The 18,570-nt window shown below is 45.4% G+C and carries 16 protein-coding genes; 9 read left to right on the top strand and 7 right to left on the bottom strand.

The features are described from left to right. Nucleotides 1–47 precede the first annotated feature (47 nt). From radC to IDJ76_RS17250, 7 genes are all read left to right on the top strand, one after another. A complete protein-coding gene (radC, locus tag IDJ76_RS17280) occupies nt 48–746 on the top strand; it encodes a RadC family protein (RefSeq protein ID WP_191164916.1) in 699 nt (232 codons plus the stop codon). A gap of 256 nt (nt 747–1,002) precedes the next feature. Next, the gene (locus IDJ76_RS17275; RefSeq protein ID WP_191164913.1) at nt 1,003–1,242 is read left to right on the top strand and encodes a hypothetical protein; all 240 of its coding nucleotides are present in this window, start codon (nt 1,003–1,005) and stop codon (nt 1,240–1,242) included. Nucleotides 1,243–1,381: 139 nt separating this feature from the next. After that, nucleotides 1,382–3,781: a phenylalanine--tRNA ligase subunit beta gene (gene pheT / locus IDJ76_RS17270; RefSeq protein ID WP_191164911.1), complete on the top strand. Its 2,400-nt coding sequence runs from the start codon at nt 1,382–1,384 to the stop codon at nt 3,779–3,781. 111 nt (nt 3,782–3,892) lie between these two features. After that, a complete protein-coding gene (locus IDJ76_RS17265; RefSeq protein ID WP_191164909.1) occupies nt 3,893–4,183 on the top strand; it encodes a hypothetical protein in 291 nt (96 codons plus the stop codon). Between the two features lie 21 nt (nt 4,184–4,204). After that, nucleotides 4,205–4,498 carry a cell division protein ZapA gene (locus IDJ76_RS17260; protein WP_121246295.1) on the top strand — a complete coding sequence of 98 codons (294 nt, stop codon included), beginning with the start codon at nt 4,205–4,207 and terminating at the stop codon, nt 4,496–4,498. A gap of 294 nt (nt 4,499–4,792) precedes the next feature. Beyond that, complete coding sequence (gene rny / locus IDJ76_RS17255; protein WP_191164907.1) at nt 4,793–6,358, top strand: ribonuclease Y; 1,566 nt, start codon at nt 4,793–4,795, stop codon at nt 6,356–6,358. 59 nt (nt 6,359–6,417) lie between these two features. Continuing rightward, nucleotides 6,418–6,954, top strand: a complete 537-nt coding sequence (locus IDJ76_RS17250; RefSeq protein ID WP_191164905.1) for an Mpo1 family 2-hydroxy fatty acid dioxygenase — start codon at nt 6,418–6,420, stop codon at nt 6,952–6,954. A 113-nt stretch (nt 6,955–7,067) separates the two neighbouring features. Here the strand turns inward: IDJ76_RS17250 and IDJ76_RS17245 are convergent, their stop codons facing one another. Next, nucleotides 7,068–8,414, bottom strand: a complete 1,347-nt coding sequence (locus IDJ76_RS17245) for a Gfo/Idh/MocA family protein (protein ID WP_191164903.1) — start codon at nt 8,412–8,414, stop codon at nt 7,068–7,070. Nucleotides 8,415–8,583: 169 nt separating this feature from the next. Here IDJ76_RS17245 and IDJ76_RS17240 point away from each other — a divergent pair, with 169 nt between their 5' ends. Then, entirely contained in the window at nt 8,584–9,558 is a 975-nt protein-coding gene (locus IDJ76_RS17240; protein ID WP_191164901.1) for a zinc dependent phospholipase C family protein, read from the top strand. A 7-nt stretch (nt 9,559–9,565) separates the two neighbouring features. Here the strand turns inward: IDJ76_RS17240 and IDJ76_RS17235 are convergent, their stop codons facing one another. The 6 genes from IDJ76_RS17235 to IDJ76_RS17210 all read right to left on the bottom strand — a co-directional run bounded on the left by IDJ76_RS17235 (nt 9,566) and on the right by IDJ76_RS17210 (nt 16,019). Next, a complete protein-coding gene (locus IDJ76_RS17235) occupies nt 9,566–10,213 on the bottom strand; it encodes a DedA family protein (protein ID WP_191164899.1) in 648 nt (215 codons plus the stop codon). 45 nt (nt 10,214–10,258) lie between these two features. Further along, entirely contained in the window at nt 10,259–11,011 is a 753-nt protein-coding gene (locus IDJ76_RS17230; RefSeq protein ID WP_191164897.1) for a DUF4397 domain-containing protein, read from the bottom strand. Between the two features lie 5 nt (nt 11,012–11,016). Continuing rightward, nucleotides 11,017–11,685 (bottom strand): DUF4397 domain-containing protein, encoded by a 669-nt coding sequence (locus tag IDJ76_RS17225; protein WP_191164895.1) that lies wholly within the window; start codon nt 11,683–11,685, stop codon nt 11,017–11,019. Between the two features lie 155 nt (nt 11,686–11,840). Next, nucleotides 11,841–12,965 carry a DNA polymerase III subunit beta gene (gene dnaN / locus IDJ76_RS17220; protein ID WP_191164893.1) on the bottom strand — a complete coding sequence of 375 codons (1,125 nt, stop codon included), beginning with the start codon at nt 12,963–12,965 and terminating at the stop codon, nt 11,841–11,843. 35 nt (nt 12,966–13,000) lie between these two features. Next, nucleotides 13,001–15,403, bottom strand: a complete 2,403-nt coding sequence (gldG, locus tag IDJ76_RS17215) for a gliding motility-associated ABC transporter substrate-binding protein GldG (protein ID WP_191164891.1) — start codon at nt 15,401–15,403, stop codon at nt 13,001–13,003. 112 nt (nt 15,404–15,515) lie between these two features. After that, nucleotides 15,516–16,019 carry a hypothetical protein gene (locus tag IDJ76_RS17210; RefSeq protein WP_191164889.1) on the bottom strand — a complete coding sequence of 168 codons (504 nt, stop codon included), beginning with the start codon at nt 16,017–16,019 and terminating at the stop codon, nt 15,516–15,518. Nucleotides 16,020–16,331: 312 nt separating this feature from the next. Here IDJ76_RS17210 and IDJ76_RS17205 point away from each other — a divergent pair, with 312 nt between their 5' ends. Next, complete coding sequence (locus IDJ76_RS17205) at nt 16,332–18,401, top strand: M13 family metallopeptidase (protein WP_191164887.1); 2,070 nt, start codon at nt 16,332–16,334, stop codon at nt 18,399–18,401. Nucleotides 18,402–18,570 lie beyond the last annotated feature (169 nt).

Genomic DNA, 18,570 nt, shown 5'->3' with positions numbered 1-18,570 from the left:
AGGCTTAGTAATTTTTTCCTATTTTAGGCTGATAAACCTAACCGCTTGTGGAAGAGTACCAAAACAAGATCAGCATAAAATCATGGGCCGAAGAAGACCGCCCACGCGAAAAGTTAAGCGGGCAGGGCCGCCGTGCCTTAACTGATGCGGAATTGATCGCCATCCTGATAGGCAGCGGCAGCCGCGATGAAAGTGCCGTAGAACTCAGCAAACGCATCCTGCACCATTACGAGAACGACCTGAACAAGCTGGGCAAGGCTTCTATCAGCGAGTTATGTAAATTTAAAGGCATCGGCGAAGCCAAAGCGATCTCTATTATTGCCGCGCTTGAAATTGGCCGCCGCCGGGGCGATACCGAAATAAAGGTTTTGGATGAGGTTAAGAGCAGTCGCGACGGTTACAATATTATGCGCCGCCATTTGGTCGATCTTAACCACGAGGAATTTTGGCTGTTACTAATAGGCCGCTCCAGCAAGGTACTGGCTAAAGAACTGGTAAGCAAGGGCGGCCTTAGCGGCACCGTTGCCGACCCTAAGATCATCTTCCATATGGCGTTGCAGCACCAGGCAAGCGGTATTATCATGGTACACAACCACCCATCAGGCAACCTTAAACCCAGCCGCGAAGATTTGGTACTTACCAAAAAGATTGCCGATGCAGGCCGCATGCTGGATATCAATGTGCTCGATCATTTGATCATTACAGATAGCGGGTATTTTAGCTTTGGGGACGAAGGGTTGCTATGATGTCAGATCTTAACCACTATGTCATTGCGAAGAGCGCAGCGATGCGGCAATCTCATAGGACATGCGGATATGCTGAGATTGCCACGCTATCGCTCGCAATGACATATTGGTAAAGTATTGCTACCTTGTCCGTCCGCTCCCTGTGCGGACATTGCGAACAGACCGGACAAGAAACCACCGTCACCTAAATCGTGGCTACCGCAAACAAGGCAGACATTACAGCGTTCTACTTTAACAAATCAAAAACTAACACACCATGATAAACCAACCCGAAGAACAAGACGATATGCTGCAACAGGACGATCAGTTAGCGCAAACAGAAAATGATGACCAGATGAGCCAGCAGGATATTCATAGCAATGGTTTTGAAGAAACCAATGAACCAATTGGCGAAACGGATGAAACCGACCAGGCAAACCAGGCGTACGAGGCAGCAGAACCATCATACACCCTCAACCTGGATGATATTAAAACAGAAAAAGACGAAGACAAATAGTCTATAATCGTCATCAAACATTCCTACGCGTCATTGCTTCACAGCAATGACGCGTTTTGTTTACTAATCATTCCACATCAAAAACCTTTCACCTTTCATCCTTTTACCTTTCTGCCTAAATTGTATCTTTGCCGTTATAATGAAGATATCGTACAATTGGCTTAAAGAATTCATCGAGACGGATAAAAGCCCCGAAGAATTATCTAAAATACTAACGGGTACCGGTTTGGAGGTAGAAAGCCTGGAGAAAGTGCAGGCTATCCCAGGCGGGCTTGAGGGCCTCATTATCGGCTATGTGCAGGATTGTATTGACCACCCTAACAGCGATCACCTGCATATTACAAAAGTTGATGTAGGCGGTGTGGAGCCTTTGCAGATAGTTTGCGGTGCGCATAACGTTGCCGCAGGCCAAAAGGTAGTTGTAGCTACTGTGGGCACCATGATATACCCCACTGTTGGCGAGCCTTTTAAGATCAATAAATCAAAGATCCGCGGCGAAGTATCTGAAGGGATGATATGTGCCGAGGATGAGATAGGCCTGGGTACCGATCATGCCGGTATTATGGTGCTGGATGCCGATACCGCCGTAGGCACGTTAGCTAAAGACTACTTTAAGCTGAACGACGACTACATGTACGAGATTGGCCTTACCCCCAATCGTGCCGATGCGGCATCGCACCTGGGTACGGCGCGCGATATTGCAGCCTTCCTGAAACTGGGCATCAAAAAGCCTGATGTATCTGCGTTTAAAGTAGACAATACAGCGAGCAAAATAGAGGTAGTTGTAGAGAACGAGCAATCGGCCCCGCGCTACTCGGGTTTGACTATTACGGGGGTCGAGGTAAAAGATTCGCCAGCTTGGTTAAAAGAGCGTTTGGCCGTTATTGGTGTACGCAGCATTAACAACGTGGTTGATGTTACTAATTACGTACTGCATGAACTGGGCCAGCCCCTGCATGCTTTTGATGCCGCTGCCATTACCGGTAATAAGGTGATTGTAAAAAACGTAACAGAGGGCACCGTTTTTAAAACTTTAGATGATGTAGAGCGCAAGCTGCATGCCGATGACCTGATGATCTGCAACGCCGATGAGCCGATGTGTATTGCCGGTGTATTTGGCGGTGCAAAAAGCGGCGTAAGCGAAAGCACCACCAGCATCTTTTTAGAGAGTGCTTACTTCAATTCGGTAGCGGTACGTAAAACCTCAAAAAGGTTCGGTTTAAAAACCGATGCTTCGTTCCGTTTTGAAAGGGGTACCGATCCGGATATGACGGTGTTTGCCCTCAAACGTGCAGCCCTGCTGATACAGGAAGTTGCGGGTGGTAAGGTATCGACGGACATTTTTGACCATTATCCTGCACCTATAGCACCGTTTGAAGTGGAGGTGAGCTATAAGAATATCGACCGGCTGATCGGCAAAGCCATTGGTAATGATACCATCAAAGGCATTATCACTGCGCTGGATATAGCCATTGTAAATGAAACCGCCGAAGGCTTATCCCTTAAAGTACCCCCTTACCGTGTGGATGTAACCCGCGAAGTGGATGTGGTAGAAGAGATCTTACGGATCTACGGGTACAACAATATTGAGATCCCTGTACAGATCCGTGCATCGCTCAACACCTCTAACAGGCCCGAGCGTGATACCGTGCAGAATGCGATATCTGACCTGTTAACCGCTAACGGTTTTAACGAGATCATGGGTAACTCGCTCACCAAATCAAGCTATTCGGACGATATTGAGCATGCCGTAAAGATATTGAACCCCTTAAGCAGCGACCTGGATGTAATGCGCCAAAGTATGCTGTTCTCGGGCTTAGAGGCCGTAGCGTACAACCAAAACCGCAGGGTGGCCGATCTGAAACTGTACGAGTTTGGCAAGATCTACAGCTTTGTAGATGAAAAATATGTGGAGGCACAACGTTTCAGCATCTTTTTAACGGGAGCCAACACAGGCGAGCAATGGAACCGCAAACAAACTGCGGCCAGCTTTTACAACCTGAAGGCAATTGTAGACGGCATCCTTAAAAAGCTAAACGTTACGGATTTTACGGTAGAAGACACCGCCGCAAATAATCTGGCCTACGGCCTGCAATACCTGCGCGGCAATAAAGTACTGGTTGCATTAGGTTCGGTAGCACCGGCGGCCTTAAAAAAGGTTGATGTGGATAAGGAAGTGTTTTACGCCGACTTTAACTTTGACCTGGTGTTGAACCTGGTGCGTAAGAATGCGATTATTTACCAGGAGGTAAGTAAATTCCCGGCAGTACGCAGGGATTTGAGCATGCTGATAGATAAAGCCATAACCTTTGGACAGTTAAAGCAAATAGCAACGCGGACGGACAAAAAACTGCTGAAGGAAGTGAACGTGTTTGATGTTTACCAGGGCGATAAATTGCCTGCCGGTAAAAAATCATACGCGCTGAGCTTTGTACTGCAAGACACCGAGAAAACTTTAACAGATAAAGCGATTGATGCCCTGATGCAAAAATTAATTTATAATTTAGGCAAAGAAGCAGGAGCAGAAATAAGGAAATAATTAGTGAATTAGTGAGGGAATGAATTAGTGATTTGGAATATTCACTAAATCACTAATTCGCTAAATCACTAATTGAACAACTCGCTAATTCAATAAATCACTAATTAAGAAATGGCCTCAGTAGCAGAACAATTAAATAAAGTTGTAGAAAAAACAGAGCGGTTAATTGAGCTTTGTGCTGCTTTGCAGGAAGAGAATGACCTGCTTAAATTGGAGAGCGAGGCGTTAAACGTGGCGATAAAAGCCAGCACTAATAAAACAAAAGACCTGGAAGAGAAGCTTCGTGTATTGAAACTGGCAAAATCTTTTTCAGAAACAAATGAAAAAAGTGTTGACATTAAGCAAAAAATTAACGACTTTGTGCAGGAAATAGATAAGTGTATTGTGTTGCTGAAAAAGTAACGCAGAAAGTGAAAAGCTCAGATGGGAGAAATCTCAATAAAAATAAATATTGCTGACAGAGTTTACCCCTTAAAGGTAAACATGGAAGAAGAAGAGATTATAAGAAGGGCAGCTAAGCTGATCAACGACCGTATAAAAGAGTACCAGGAGAATTACGCGGTTAGGGATAAACAGGATCTGCTTTCAATGTGTGTGCTGCATTACGCAACATCGTCATTAAAAGCGGATAAGAAAGTTACTACGGATGATACCGAAGTAGCCGAGAAAGTTTACCAGTTAGATCATTTGCTGAACGATTTTTTTTCGAAACAATAACGTTCTTTAAAAATAAGTAAGAAGTTAAAAAGTGTAAAGTACAAAGCGATAAACGGCTTTCGGCTTTTAACTTTAAGCTTTTAACTAAAACGAGCACATTAAGATTTAACCGCAGTTAAATTTTAAGTTTCACTATTAAAAACTTAACGCTTCAATATCTACGGATCAAAGAGGCATGCGTTGATCGTGTATTTAACGGTAACCCGTGATTCACAACATCCTGAGAGAGGTTTTTACAATACATGACACTTAGAAGTTTAGTTGCGGTTTTTTTTATTTATATAACCTAAAGTAATGAACACATTTTTGTACTTAATAATCGGGCTCCTCATCGGGGTCCCTACCGGCATTGTCATAGGCCGTTTCCTGTTACGCAAACTTTTCAAAGACCAGGAAGTAAATGCCCAGAATAAGGTAAAGAAGATTTTAAAGGATGCGGAAAACAACGCCGAGATCTTGAAAAAGAACCGTCAGTTAGAAGCAAAAGAGAAATTTTTACAACTCAAGGCCGAGCATGAGCAGGAAGTAAATGCCAAAAACAATGTGTTGAACCAGCGCGAAAACGGCATCAAACAAAAAGAACAATCGTTTAACCAGAAACTGGACAACCTTACCCGTAAAGAAAACGAAATAGATGGCGTTCGTAAAAAACTGGAAGCCCAAACCGATAACCTTATCAAAAAACAGGAAGAAGTAGAAGTGTTGAAGAACCAGCACGTGGAGCAGTTAGAAACCATTGCCGGTTTAAGCGCAGAAGATGCCAAAAATCAGCTGATTGATAACCTGCGCGAAGAGGCCCGCAGCAAGGCAATGGCCCAGATCAAGGATATTGTTGACGAAGCCAAGCTTACCGCTACCAAAGAAGCTAAAAAGATAGTTATCCAAACCATTCAACGTACCGCTACAGAAAGTGCTATCGAGAACACGGTATCGATCTTCAATATCGAAAATGATGAGATCAAGGGTCGTATCATCGGTCGCGAAGGTCGTAATATCCGTGCGCTGGAAGCGGCAACCGGTATCGAGATCATCGTAGATGATACCCCCGAGGCGATCATCCTATCAGGCTTCGACCCGGTACGCAGGGAGATTGCCCGCCTGGCCATGCACCGTTTGGTGACTGACGGACGGATCCACCCGGCACGTATTGAGGAAGTTGTTGCCAAAACAAAAAAGCAGATAGAAGAAGAAATTGTTGAGATAGGCGAGCGTACCGTGATCGATTTAGGTATTACCGGCTTACACCCGGAACTGATCAGAATGGTGGGCCGTATGCGTTACCGCTCTTCATATGGGCAAAACCTGCTACAGCACTCACGCGAGGTTGCTAACTTCTGCGCTACGATGGCGGCAGAACTTGGGCTGAATGTAAAAATGGCGAAACGCGCAGGCTTACTGCATGATATTGGTAAGGTACCTGATGATAACCCGGAATTGCCACACGCAATTTTAGGTATGCAACTGGCCGAAAAATATAAAGAACACCCGGAAGTGTGTAATGCTATTGGCGCCCACCACGACGAGGTAGAGATGACCTCCATGTTATCACCTATCATTCAGGTGTGTGATGCTATATCAGGCGCAAGGCCGGGTGCACGCCGCGAAGTGGTAGAAAGTTACATCAAGCGTTTAAAAGAGCTGGAGGAGCTTGCATTATCATATCCTGGCGTTGAGAAAACATTTGCGATACAGGCAGGCCGTGAATTGCGTGTTGTGGTAGAGAGCGAAAAGATCTCAGATGCACAATCAGAAGTATTGGCTGCTGATATATCTAACCGGATCCAGACAGAAATGACCTATCCGGGTCAGATAAAAGTTACCGTGATAAGGGAAACCCGTTCGGTAGCATTCGCAAAATAATTAACCTTAAATTTGAGCCCTTTTTCCCGGTGTTCATCAGGAGAGAGGGCTTTTTTATTATGGCGAAGCAACATCTCAATACTAAAAAAACTATCCGCATACCGGAAAACCTGCGCCCGGTCGAGGTTTATTTTAGCAGGCTAAACGCCAGTCATCAAAATCCAACTAACTTGCTGCTGCACTTTGTTTGTGTACCGCTAATGTTATTAGGCATATTGGCCATAACCTGGGCTATTCCCTTTCCCTATTTGAAGTTTTTAGGCCGATACAATGTTATGTTTAACTGGGCATCGTTTGTTATCGCTTTCAGCGTTTATTACACGTTGAAGATCTCCCCGAACCTGTCTTATACACTATTGCTGGTACTTTTTGCCTTAAGCTACGGCGTATCGAAACTGGCAGCCTGGGATATAGCCGGAGGCCCGCCGTTAATATGGGTAGGTACAGCTATTTTAGCCATTGCCTGGTTTGGCCAGTACATCGGAGGTAAAATAGAAGGCAGGGAAATTTCTTTTCAGGAAGATAAAAAATTGGTGCTTTATACCCCGATTTGGGTACTGCACTTTTTAGCCAAAAGAATAGGTTTGAAATATTAGTATTCTGTTTGCTCACATCTTCCTATAAAAGAAATGGCTTTGACAACTTTTTAAAATTGCCAAAGCCAATCTATCGTTTTAATATCTTTTAAAGAAAACCCTGCGCTGCCCCACTAATAATCGTCGTTCAAAGCAAAGGCGCTCTTTCTATCTTTCCATTTACCTTTGGTAAAATCGGGGAACGGCTGCGGCATGTTACCTTCTGCGATAGATTTACCCGATAGCGGCAAGATCACGCTCATGGTTACCGAATCATAGACATCGATAGGTGTTTGTACCTTCCGCTTAACCGATTCTATAAACGCCTGGAACACGAAGAAATCCATCCCGCCGTGACCGGCACCTTCGGCTGTCTTGGCATATTTTTGCCAAAGCGGGTGGTCATATTTATCCAGCCAGTCTTTAGCCGGGTCCCAAACGTCATCTTTTTTCGATTTCCCTTCAATGTAAACCGAGTGGTTCACATCCATCCATAAGCCCTTAGTCCCCTGTACCCTAAAACCTAACGAGTATGGTCGCGGTAAATGCGTATCGTGCGACAGCATCACCGTTTCGCCATTGGCACAGTTGATCATGGTAGTGACCACGTCGCCGTTTTTATAATTAATTTTCGCATTAGGGCTACCCGGTGCTTTATCTTCCACATAAGCGGCCAACCCGCGCGCTTTGGATGCGAAGGAAACGAGGTTGGTAAACCTGTTGCCATAATTAATATCGGCATAGTGCATCAGCGGGCCAACACCATGTGTGGGGTATATATCGCCATTGGTATCAATATTATATTGGGTACGCCATTGCGCCTCGCTAATGGCTTTGGGGCCAAACTCAACCCCGCCGCCGTAATATTGCTTACCATCGTTAAACAACACACTGCGTAGGTTGTGCTGATAGCCCCCTTCCAAATGGATCATTTCGCCGAGCAGGCCCTGGCGGGTCATATTTAGTACGGCCATTACATCGCGGCGATAGCAAACATTCTCCAAGGTCATGTAAGGCATTTTGGTCGCTTCTGATGTACGCACTATTTCCCAGTGATCTTCTACCGTTAAACCTGCAATTACCTCGCAGCCCACATATTTACCGGCTTGCATGGCATGCACCGCCTGGTCTTTATGAAACTGCCACGGCGTAGCGATGATCACCGCGTCGATATCTTTGCGGGCCAATAGTTTTTTATAAGCGTCTAACCCACCGGTGTATTCGGCTGGAAGCTTTTTACCTTTCTCAACAAACTGTTTGCGGCACTCTGCAAGTGATTGCTCCTGCGTATCGCAAATTGCCACTATCTCTACATCATCGCGCAGCAAACCCTCGTCTATATGGTTGCGGCCACGCAGGCCTACGCCAATATAACCAAGGCGAACCTTATCCATGTTTTTACCAAAAACTGTTGCCGATGGCAGGATACTAATACCGGCAGCCAGTAGTGTACCCGAGGTGATAAATTCTCTGCGATCCATAATTAATGTTGATGTAAGTGGTGTAAAAGTTTACTTTTCAAATTAAGGGAATTATTCTGACACGATGATTAATCGGATTAATTAGATTGTTGGATTTTTTCATAAAAGCGCTTGCCCGTCATGCTATGTCGGGGAGCAGGCGGACAAAATTTATATATTTACCTTTAAAATGAAGCGCTCCATCCTCATCCTGTTAACAGGCATTGTAATCATCACTTTTTGCTCATCATGGGGTTTCTTTGCGCATTACCGCATTCACCGGCTGGCGGTTTTCACGTTGCCAAAGGCGATAGCGGGGTTCTACAAAAGTAACATCGAATTCATCACCGAACACGCCGTCAGTGCCGATAAAAAGCGGTACGTAGATAGCACTGAAGCTCCACACCACTTTTTAGATGCCGACCATTACGGCAAGCAGCCCTTTCGCGATATCCCCCAGCACTGGATAGACGCGGCAGCCAAGTACTCCAGCGATACATTAAATAAATACGGCACCGTTCCATGGGCTATTACAAGTAACTATTACTGGTTGGTTAAGGCTTTTAAAGCCCATGATACTACGGCAATACTCACCCTATCGGCTAACCTGGGGCATTATGTTTCGGACGCACATGTACCGTTACACCTCACCCAAAACTACGATGGTCAGCTGACTAACCAAACCGGCCTGCATGCCCTTTGGGAAAGCCGCCTGCCGGAGCTGTTCAGTAATAATTATAACTACAATGTGGGTAAGGCACGCTACATAGCCAGCCCATTGGCGGAAGCTTTTCGCATCTGCCGCTCTTCCTATAAAAGTGTAGATACCGTTTTGCGTTTCGAACGGATGCTGAACAAACAGTTTACCGATAGCACCAAATATGCGATGGAGCAGCGTGGCAACCGCAAGGTGAAGGTCTACTCGGTAGCTTACAGCAGGGCCTATAACAGAATGTTGAAAGGTATGGTGCAACGGCGTATGCGCTCATCCATATTAAGCGTGGGCAGCTTTTGGTTTTCGGCATGGGTGGATGCCGGGCAGCCCGATATGAATAAGCTGATTGAGCGAAAACTGACAAGAAACCAACAACATCAAATAGATAAAGAAGAAGCGCTCTACCGGGCCGGCAAAGTGTACATCGCACCAAAAATTACTGATTTTTAGTTATTATTTAAGATTTTTGAGTTTTTTTACTGGTAATTGCAGCATAAATAGGCGGGATAATAGACAGAACAATTATAGCAACTACCACCAAAGTAAAATTGCGTTTTACCACTTCGATATTACCGAAGAAATATCCCAATACTAAAAAGCTCAGTACCCAGGCCAAGCCACCTACAATATTGTACAAACTATATTTGCCCAAAGGCATAGCCCCTACCCCTGCAACAAAAGGTGCGACGGTACGGATGATCGGTAAAAACCGGCTGAAGATAACAGCTTTGCCGCCATACTTATCAAAAAACTCTTTGGTTTTGAGGTAATATTCCAGTTTCAGAATCTTGTTCTCGGGTTTAAAAACTTTGGGGCCAAGGTAATTACCTAATAGGTAGTTTACCGTGTTGCCTGTAAAAGCTGCTATCACTAAAATAATCCCCAACACATAAATATCCAGTCCGGTTTTGCCACCTGCGATAAGGGCACCTGCCGCAAACAGTAACGAATCGCCCGGCAGGAATGGGGTAACCACAAAACCGGTCTCGGCAAAAATGATCAGGAACAGGATAAGGTATGTCCAGCTTTGGTATTGGCTGGTTATCTGCGCAAGGTGCTTATCAATATGCAGGATAAAATCTATCAGGCTGTGTATTAATTCCAAGGTGTTTAAATTTTAGCCAAAAATATAAAGATTAAGCGGAAACCCTTAATTATATTTCAGCGGGATGGTATTGAGGATAACGTTAGTATTAAAGGCGGCGGTATCAGCCCTGCCGGTTAAGCCGTAGGCATAAATGGTATATAGGCTGCCATCCAATATGGTTACGTTGGTGAGCGTTTTTAAAGCTACGCCCGGGGCAGATGATGCGCTTACATTAATATTATAGTTACCCGCAGTAACTTCTAAGTACTTGGTTACACCTTTGTAACCTATCCGGCTAAAAGCGGTTGTATCATTCAATGTCATATTAAGCAGCGGCGCATTGGTAGATGCATTAATAAACCGCACCTTACCCCGGCCAATTGCAGGTGCACTGCCTGTATCAGCAACTATCAATGAGGTAAGAGAACTGTCAGAACGTAAACCGGTAACCAACCAGGTGTATCTTACATTGGGCTTGAAGCCTCCTTGCGGGGGTAGTAAATTAGTAATATCGACATTGTTAATTACAGTGGGGCGCAACAGATAAGGCGAATCTACTGTATTTAACAAAAAGTAGCCCGACGGAGTTGGGTAGGTGTAGTTGGTTGTACCGAACAAAATATACGTATTGTTGATGCGGCTATACAGGTTAAAAGGCCGTACGTCCGGGCTTACATTGATCAGGTTGATCTGCGCATTGGCGGTACTCACACTCACACCGCTTTTACCGCACGATGATAGCATAGGCAACACCATTACACCGATGATAAACAAGCAAAGGCAAACCGATATATAGCTCCTGTTATTTTTGGTCATTTCAATTATCTGTTAACTACTAAACCGGTACCTAATACGGCATCGCCCGCGCCGTTTAATTTACCTTTAGTAAATAAAGTATAAACCCGCCCGGCAATTAATGTGCGGGTCTCGTCGATTTTAGCTATTGTACTACCCGACTGGTAAACCCTTATCCGCTTGAGCCCGGCATTTACCGGCAAAAATACTGTAGCCGTTTTAAAAGCCCGCACCTTAAACTTAACCGTATCGCCAACCATCACATCCAAATTCCCGGCATCGGGTGCAGCATTCACAAACCTGATGCGGGCCCTATTTGCAGTATCCGCCTGTAAAGTATCTAAGGTAGTAAAAGTAAGATCGGTACTGCGGCCGGCCACGTAAAGCGTATAGGTTTTACCGCTATCTAATGCAAGCGACCTATTAAACAATACTACAGGGCTCAACGGTCGCTTAAAATCATAATTCTGCTGCCCTACCGCCACGCCTATATATCCCGATGAACCTAAAGGATATAAGCTTGATGACACGTTAACCCTGGTACCATTCACGTAATAGTTAAGGGTATCTGTAAAGGCATTCACTACGTTTAAGTTAGTGGTTTGTACCACCGTAGGGGCATCATCTGTTTTTTTGCAGGATGCAAGTGCAACAGCCAATAGCACAACAACTAAAACGGGTAACTTCATATTCATATAAACGGGCAGATGCTATATAACTGTGCAATTATAGGTTTTGTTATCCGGTCAACAAAAAAGTCCGGGAAATATCCCGGACTTTTTTGTGAAGTTATGTGTGTCGAAGTTGTCAGTTAGTTCTATTTAACTCATCACTCACCACTCAAAACTAATTACGCGTAGCTATTCAGCATTACCGGCATCACCAGCATTAGTACGTCTTCGTTCTCGTCGCCGCCTTGTGGCAGCAATAAGCCGGCACGGTTAGGGGTCGACATTTCTAACGACACCTCTTCGCAGCTTAAATTCTTCAGCATCTCTATAAGGAAACGGGCGTTGAAACCAATCTCCAGGTCTTCACCTTCGTACTGGCAGCTTAATCGCTCATGCGCTTCGTTAGCAAAGTCAATATCTTCTGATGAAATATTTAACTCGCTGCCGGTTATTTTTAACCTTACCTGGTGCGTGGTTTTATTGGCGTAGATAGCCACACGGCTTAATGAGCCTAAGAACGATAAGCGGTCGATAGCCAATTTGTTCGGGTTCTCTTTAGGGATCACGGCCTCATAATCCGGGTAGCGCTCGTCAATTAAACGACAAACCAGGTTGATGTTACCAAATTTAAAAAAAGCACTGGTGCTGTTGTATTCAACAGAAACATTCACATCGTCGGCCGGTAAGGCTGACTTCAACAGCGTTAATGCCTTTTTAGGTAATATGAATGAGGTTGTGCTATCGGCTTTGGCATCCTTACGGCGGTAGCGTACCAGCTTGTGGGCATCGGTAGCTACAAAGGTTAAATGTTGGCTGCTTAACTGGCAGTAAACACCCGTCATAGCGGGGCGCAACTCATCGTTACTTACCGCGAAAATGGTTTTATTGATCGCCTCGCCCAGTACGGATGCCGGCAGGTTTACTGATGATGCATTCTCCACCACCGGGATCTTCGGGAAGTCCTCGCCGTTTTCGCCGCTCAGTTTGTATTTACCATCGCCTGCGCTTATCTCAATAGCAAACGTTTTATCGTCCACAGAAAAGGCTACAGGCTGTTCCGGTAAAGATTTCAAGGTATCTAATAAGATCCGTGACGGTATAGCTATGCGGCCATTTTCTTTAGCTTCTACAGATAAAGAAGTGGTCATGCTGGTTTGCAGGTCGGTTGCAGAAATGGTTAGGTTTCCGTCTTTTATCTCGAACAAAAAGTTTTCCAGAATAGGCAATACCGTGCTATTGCTTAACGCGCCGCTTACAGACTGCAATTGCTTTAGTAAGGTTGAAGTGGAAACTATAAATCTCATGTGTGTTTAACGTTTATCTATCAAAAGTATAAAATTTAATGAGCATACTTTCGCTTGCGGATATAATGTTGAAAAATAGCAAATATTAACACCATCCCTATCGGCACAATGTTATTAACTAATTGCCAGTACAACTTTTCGCTGCGGATGCGGGCGCGGCTCAGCAGGCGGATCTTGATCTCTTTCGACCGCAGGGAGATCAGTCCCGAATCATCCGTCATGTAGTCGGCTATGTTCAGTAAAAAATTCTTGTTGGCATAGCTTTGGCGGCTGTAACGGTCATACCCTAACGGGAAGGGCGACCCATCCGGGCTTACCTGGTTCTTTAACATGTCGCCGTCACTCAATACTACCATTTTTGTAGGCTTGCTTTGAGCGATAATGGGCACTTGATCGGTCAGGCCTTCCGGCACGGCACGGTCCTTATAATCTGATGCAAACCGCCCTTCTAACAAAACGGCCGTATTTTTTGGCTGGCTTTGAAACTCCTTAGGGTCGGGTTGCTGCTGCAGGGCCTGTAACGACAGCATATGAGGCGTTTTGATCACCTTATTAAACGGCGACGATGCAAGCAGTACCGTCTTTTTAATATTCTTTACATCTATCAGGTCGATAGTACTGGCAAACTGACTGCTGATCCCATCCAGATTTTTAACGATGGGGTGTTTGGCCAGGGGCACATAAACAGGGTAAAATAACCAGGGCAGCAGCTGTATCTGCGGCTGGCCGCCCACGTCACCCGTAGTTACCGGGATCTGCATGGCGTTCATATCGGCAATCAGGTCGTAGTTAATGCGTACGCCGTATCCAAACAGCTGGTCATCCAGGTTCAATTGCTTGTTAAATGCCAACTGTTCATTACCGTGATTATGCATGCTGTCCAGCTCGGCAGTTACCTGGTCAAGCGCCCAAAGTACCCTGCCGCCGCGCATCAGAAACTGGTCTACCTTAAACTTCTCTAACTCGGTAAAAGCCTTATCCGGTTTGGGCACAATCAGCAGGCTTATTTTTCTGAGGCTGTCGAATGCAATAGTTTTCAGATCAACCCTGCCCACCAAAAAACCATCGCTTAAAGACCGCATGGCATCGTTCAGTTGCAGATCGGTCAACTCGCCGTGGCCTTCGGTAAAACCGATCCGTTCTTTACCCCCGTGGGTCAGTTTTTTAATGGCCGATGCAAAGGCATATTCCAGGTTTTGGATGGAATTGTTCAGCACTTCGTCGGGCGTTACGTTTACGCTACTTTGGGTTTCCAATAGCTTTACGGCGATGCTTTTATCGCCGTAGTTTACCAGCGCGAAAGGGAAGATCACCTTTTGCGATACGCCGTCGTCCGTTTTAACACTCAGGTTTTGCGCCAGGATGCCCTTTGCTTCCAGGTCGTCAAACACCGGTTTTTGCTGATCTTCGGCCACGCCTTTCAGCGGATCTATAAAGGCGAAGGTGAGTTTGCTGTGACTGTAAGCCTGCAAATCACTCAGCATATCCTTAGTGGCCGATTGCAGCCGCTTCATTCCGCCGGGGAAGTTGTCGCCTTGCAGATAAACGGTCACAATCACATTTTGCTGCAGGTTATCTACCAGATGGCGGCTAACCGGCGAAAGGGTAAAGCGCTTCTCGGTAGTGAAATCGAACCTTGTAAATATTTTAACTGATATCAAGCTGACAGATAGCATCAACCCGAGCGTGGTTAGGAACGCGGTATTGACAAATTTCTTTTTTAACTGGCGATGGATCACAAAAAGTGTAAGCCATATAAATAAGGTGGAGAGGACGATAAAATAAACCAGATCGCGGGTATCCAATACCCCACGACTGATAGATTCGTAATGCTCGGTGATACCTAATGACGACAGCCCCCAGCTTTGCAGGGAAAGAATACTATTCAACGAATTGAACCCGCTATAAAAGAAAAAGCACAGAAAAACGGCGATGGTAAAGGCGATAACCTGGTTTTTACTTACCGACGATGCAAATAACCCGATTGCGGTAAAAGCCGCACCTAATAAAAACAAGCCGATGTATGAACCGATGACCGCACCTGTATCTATATTACCCTGCGGCGTGCCCAGGGTATAAACTGAGTAATAGTAAACCAGTGTAGGCACCAGCGCGAAAAGCACGATGGCTACCCCGGCAAAGTATTTGCCCAAAACTATCTGCAAATGAGTAAGCGGGCGGGTAAGCAAAATTTCAAAGGTGCCTTCCCTCCGCTCCTCGGCCAGCGAGCGCATAGTGATGGCGGGTACCAAAAACATAAACAGGTAAGGCGCGGTGCTAAACAAGCTGTCCAACCCGGCGTAACCGTAGGCCAGGATACTGGTATAGGGGAATACCCATAAAAACAATCCTAAAACAAGCAAAAAAACACCAATAGTAACATAGGCTACCAACGAGCTGAAGTAAGTTGTAATTTCTTTTTTAAAGATGGGGAACACGGTGTAAAGTTTGTGTGTTAAACGCCGAAATTACGATAATAATGTGCCAAAGCAAAGCTGCTTTTCCCAACCTTTATAACTATTACAAGCCCTCTAACCTATCAACCAACCGCTACCAACCTAAACGATACGCCACCCTTATGGCAGTTTGGCGCAAGCGGCCACCGCCCCAGTTTTCGTAATTGATGCTGAGGTCGATCCCGGTATGTTTACCCGTAGCGAAAATAAACCCGGGGCCAAGCGCATAGGCAAATAGCTTGTCTTTTGCGTAATTGGTTTCTATAGCGCTGCCTGCTTCGGCCTCCAAGTATATGCCGGGGCCAAAATAAAACTTACCCCCAGCCTTTATCGGGATAAAGCCCGCCGCCGGTTGCGATGTATTGCTGCCTGTTAATGAACTTTTATAGCTAAAACTATTATAGCCTGCCGTAATACTCAATACTACCGGCGTTACTATCGGGATCTCTAACTTAGCCGACCCACCTACGCCTATACTGTAGATACTTTGGGAAGGTGCGCCCACGTCAAAGCCCAGACTAAGGGTTTTAGTTGGGTCAGTTTGGGCATGTGCGGCGAACGTTGCTATGGTGAAAATAATGAAGATCAGCTTTTTCATAATGCGGCTAAAATACAAGATTACCCTTTGCAATTTACTTTATAGTGTACACAGCTATACAATTTCCGCAGAATGGTTATAAATAGAATAACATAACTACTTGGCAACAATAATTTTACAATAGGGCGTTTATATTAAATTAACACCCAAAACGGTTATGAAAACGGTGCCTATAAATCGCTTTTTAGCTACAATGCTTCGGTTATCGAGGTTAACCATTATTATCAATTGGTTTAACAAGTAGCCTGCACGCTGCCTGACGCTTGTCCTTTTCATGTATAATTAGTTAACTTTAAGCTTTAACTACATTACATGAAACTAAAGTTCACTAACTTAATGCTGATTGGCGCCCTAAGCTTATCGGCTAACGCGTTTGCAACAGAAGGCGGCAAGCCTGCAAAAGGCACTTCGCCAAACGATCCCCCAAAAAAATACATCGACCCTGCCAACATGAATCCCTCTGTTAAGCCAGGCGATAACTTTTTTGATTACGCCAACGGCAACTGGATAAAAACCAATGCCATCCCCGCGAAAGAAACGCGTTGGGGCAGCTTTAACATCCTTCGCCAAAACAATACGGATAAACTTTTAGGTTTACTGAAAGACGTAAGCGCAACCGCCGGCCAGCCTAAAGGAAGCTTAAAACAGCGCGTTGGAGATATGTATGCCAGCGGCATGGACAGTGTTGCTATAGATAAAAAAGGGTACACCCCTATTTTACCAGAGCTGCAGCGCATTGACAAGATCACAACACTGGATGGTGTGATTAATGAAATGGTTTACGAGCGTGTAAACGGCATCGGCGGTCCATTGTTTGGCTTTGGCGTTGGCCAGGATTCTAAACACGTTGATAAGTATATTGTAAGCCTAAGGCAAGGGGGCACCAGCCTGCCCGACAGGGATAACTACCTGAAGGAAGATGCCCGGTCTAAAAAGATCCAGGACGCCTTAAAAAACTACATTACTACGTTGTTTACATTAACGGGTACCAGCGCAGATGCCGCCGCAAAAAATGCTGCCACGGTTTACAATCTGGAAAAATCGTTAGCCAAATCGCAATTAAGCCGTGTAGCCCAACGCGATCCGAATGCTACCTATAACAAATTCTCTGTTGCCGATTTCAGCAAACAAACACCGCATTTAAACTGGGTTAAATTGCTGCCTGCATTACAGGTAACCGGCCAGGACACTTTGTTGGTTGGCCAGCCTGCCTTTTTTAAAGATGCTGATGCTTTATTAGCCGCAACCCCGGTTGAGGACTGGAAAACTTATTTAAAATGGAATATTTTGCAAGGGTCGGCTTCATTGTTAAGCTCACCATTTGTAAAGGCAAGCTTTGCTTACAACAGCGCATTAAGCGGCCAGCAAACTCAAACCCCGCGCAGCGAACGCCTGAGCGGCCAGATAGATGGTTCGTTAGGTGAATTGCTTGGCCAGCTTTATGTGGAAAAGTACTTCACCCCTGCAGCCAAGCAATATATGGTCAATCTTGTAAATAACCTGAAGATCACCCTGGGCGACCGCATCAAGAATCTTACCTGGATGAGCGACGTAACCAAGGCACGCGCTTTGAAAAAACTGGCGGCCTTCAGTGTGAAGATCGGCTACCCGGATAAATGGGAAACCTATAGTGGTTTAACTATTGACCGTAACGATTACTACGGTAACGTAAAACGCATCTCGAAATGGAGATACAACTTTAACGTTACCCGTTTGGGCAAACCGGTAGATCGCACCCGCTTTGGCATGAGCCCGCCAACGGTAAATGCCTCTTACAGCCCAACTAATAACGAGATCATGTTCCCTGCGGGCATCCTGCAGTTCCCGTTCTTTGATTTTGGTGCAGATGATGCTGTAAATTATGGCGGCATAGGTGCTGTTATCGGTCACGAAATGACCCACGGCTTTGACGACCAGGGCCGTCAGTATGATGCTGATGGCACCCTGCGCGATTGGTGGACCAAAGATGATGCGGACAAATTTAAAAGCCGTGCGGACCAGGTTGTAAACCAATACAACGGTTTTACCGTTTTAGATACCGTGCACGTAAATGGCAAATTAACCCTGGGTGAAAACCTTGCAGACTTAGGCGGGCTGAACGTAGCTTACGCTGCCTTCAAGAAAACCAAACAAGGCCAATCGACCACAAAGATAGATGGCTTTACGCCTGATCAAAGGTTCTTCCTGTCATGGGCACAGGTTTGGAGAGGATCGCAACGCCCCGAGGCTGCTGCGCAACGCATCCTGACAGACCCGCACTCACCTGAAGAATTTCGCACCAACGCGCCTATCACCAACATAGATGCCTGGTACAACGCCTTCAATATTCAACCCGGCGACAAGCTTTACAAAAAGCCTGAAGACCGGATAAGGGTGTGGTAATTTTTTAGATATGAAACGAAAGCCCGGTTGAGAGACCGGGGCTTTTTTTGTTAAGTGTCTTGTCCTGAAAAAAGTTGACTAATAAATAGTCAACAAAATGAGTTATAAGGTAATTAAAGTAAAGGGTGAAGCCTCGCAGTTAAGGTACAGCGAGGCATTCAGACGCTCT

Source organism: Mucilaginibacter glaciei (genome assembly GCF_014773245.1).
Classification (GTDB): Bacteria; Bacteroidota; Bacteroidia; order Sphingobacteriales; family Sphingobacteriaceae; genus Mucilaginibacter; species Mucilaginibacter glaciei.
Note: the sequence above shows the minus strand (reverse complement) of the source record. Positions and strands in the feature narration are given on the sequence as shown.

Coding starts and splice junctions, on each gene's coding strand:
- IDJ76_RS17260 (WP_121246295.1), top strand. CDS start 4,205: ATGGGAGAAATCTCAATAAAAATAAATATTGCTGACAGAGTTTACCCC.
- IDJ76_RS17250 (WP_191164905.1), top strand. CDS start 6,418: ATGGCGAAGCAACATCTCAATACTAAAAAAACTATCCGCATACCGGAA.
- IDJ76_RS17275 (WP_191164913.1), top strand. CDS start 1,003: ATGATAAACCAACCCGAAGAACAAGACGATATGCTGCAACAGGACGAT.
- pheT (WP_191164911.1), top strand. CDS start 1,382: ATGAAGATATCGTACAATTGGCTTAAAGAATTCATCGAGACGGATAAA.
- IDJ76_RS17225 (WP_191164895.1), bottom strand. CDS start 11,685: ATGAATATGAAGTTACCCGTTTTAGTTGTTGTGCTATTGGCTGTTGCA.
- dnaN (WP_191164893.1), bottom strand. CDS start 12,965: ATGAGATTTATAGTTTCCACTTCAACCTTACTAAAGCAATTGCAGTCT.
- IDJ76_RS17265 (WP_191164909.1), top strand. CDS start 3,893: ATGGCCTCAGTAGCAGAACAATTAAATAAAGTTGTAGAAAAAACAGAG.
- IDJ76_RS17245 (WP_191164903.1), bottom strand. CDS start 8,414: ATGGATCGCAGAGAATTTATCACCTCGGGTACACTACTGGCTGCCGGT.
- IDJ76_RS17205 (WP_191164887.1), top strand. CDS start 16,332: ATGAAACTAAAGTTCACTAACTTAATGCTGATTGGCGCCCTAAGCTTA.
- IDJ76_RS17210 (WP_191164889.1), bottom strand. CDS start 16,019: ATGAAAAAGCTGATCTTCATTATTTTCACCATAGCAACGTTCGCCGCA.
- rny (WP_191164907.1), top strand. CDS start 4,793: ATGAACACATTTTTGTACTTAATAATCGGGCTCCTCATCGGGGTCCCT.
- IDJ76_RS17230 (WP_191164897.1), bottom strand. CDS start 11,011: ATGACCAAAAATAACAGGAGCTATATATCGGTTTGCCTTTGCTTGTTT.
- IDJ76_RS17240 (WP_191164901.1), top strand. CDS start 8,584: ATGAAGCGCTCCATCCTCATCCTGTTAACAGGCATTGTAATCATCACT.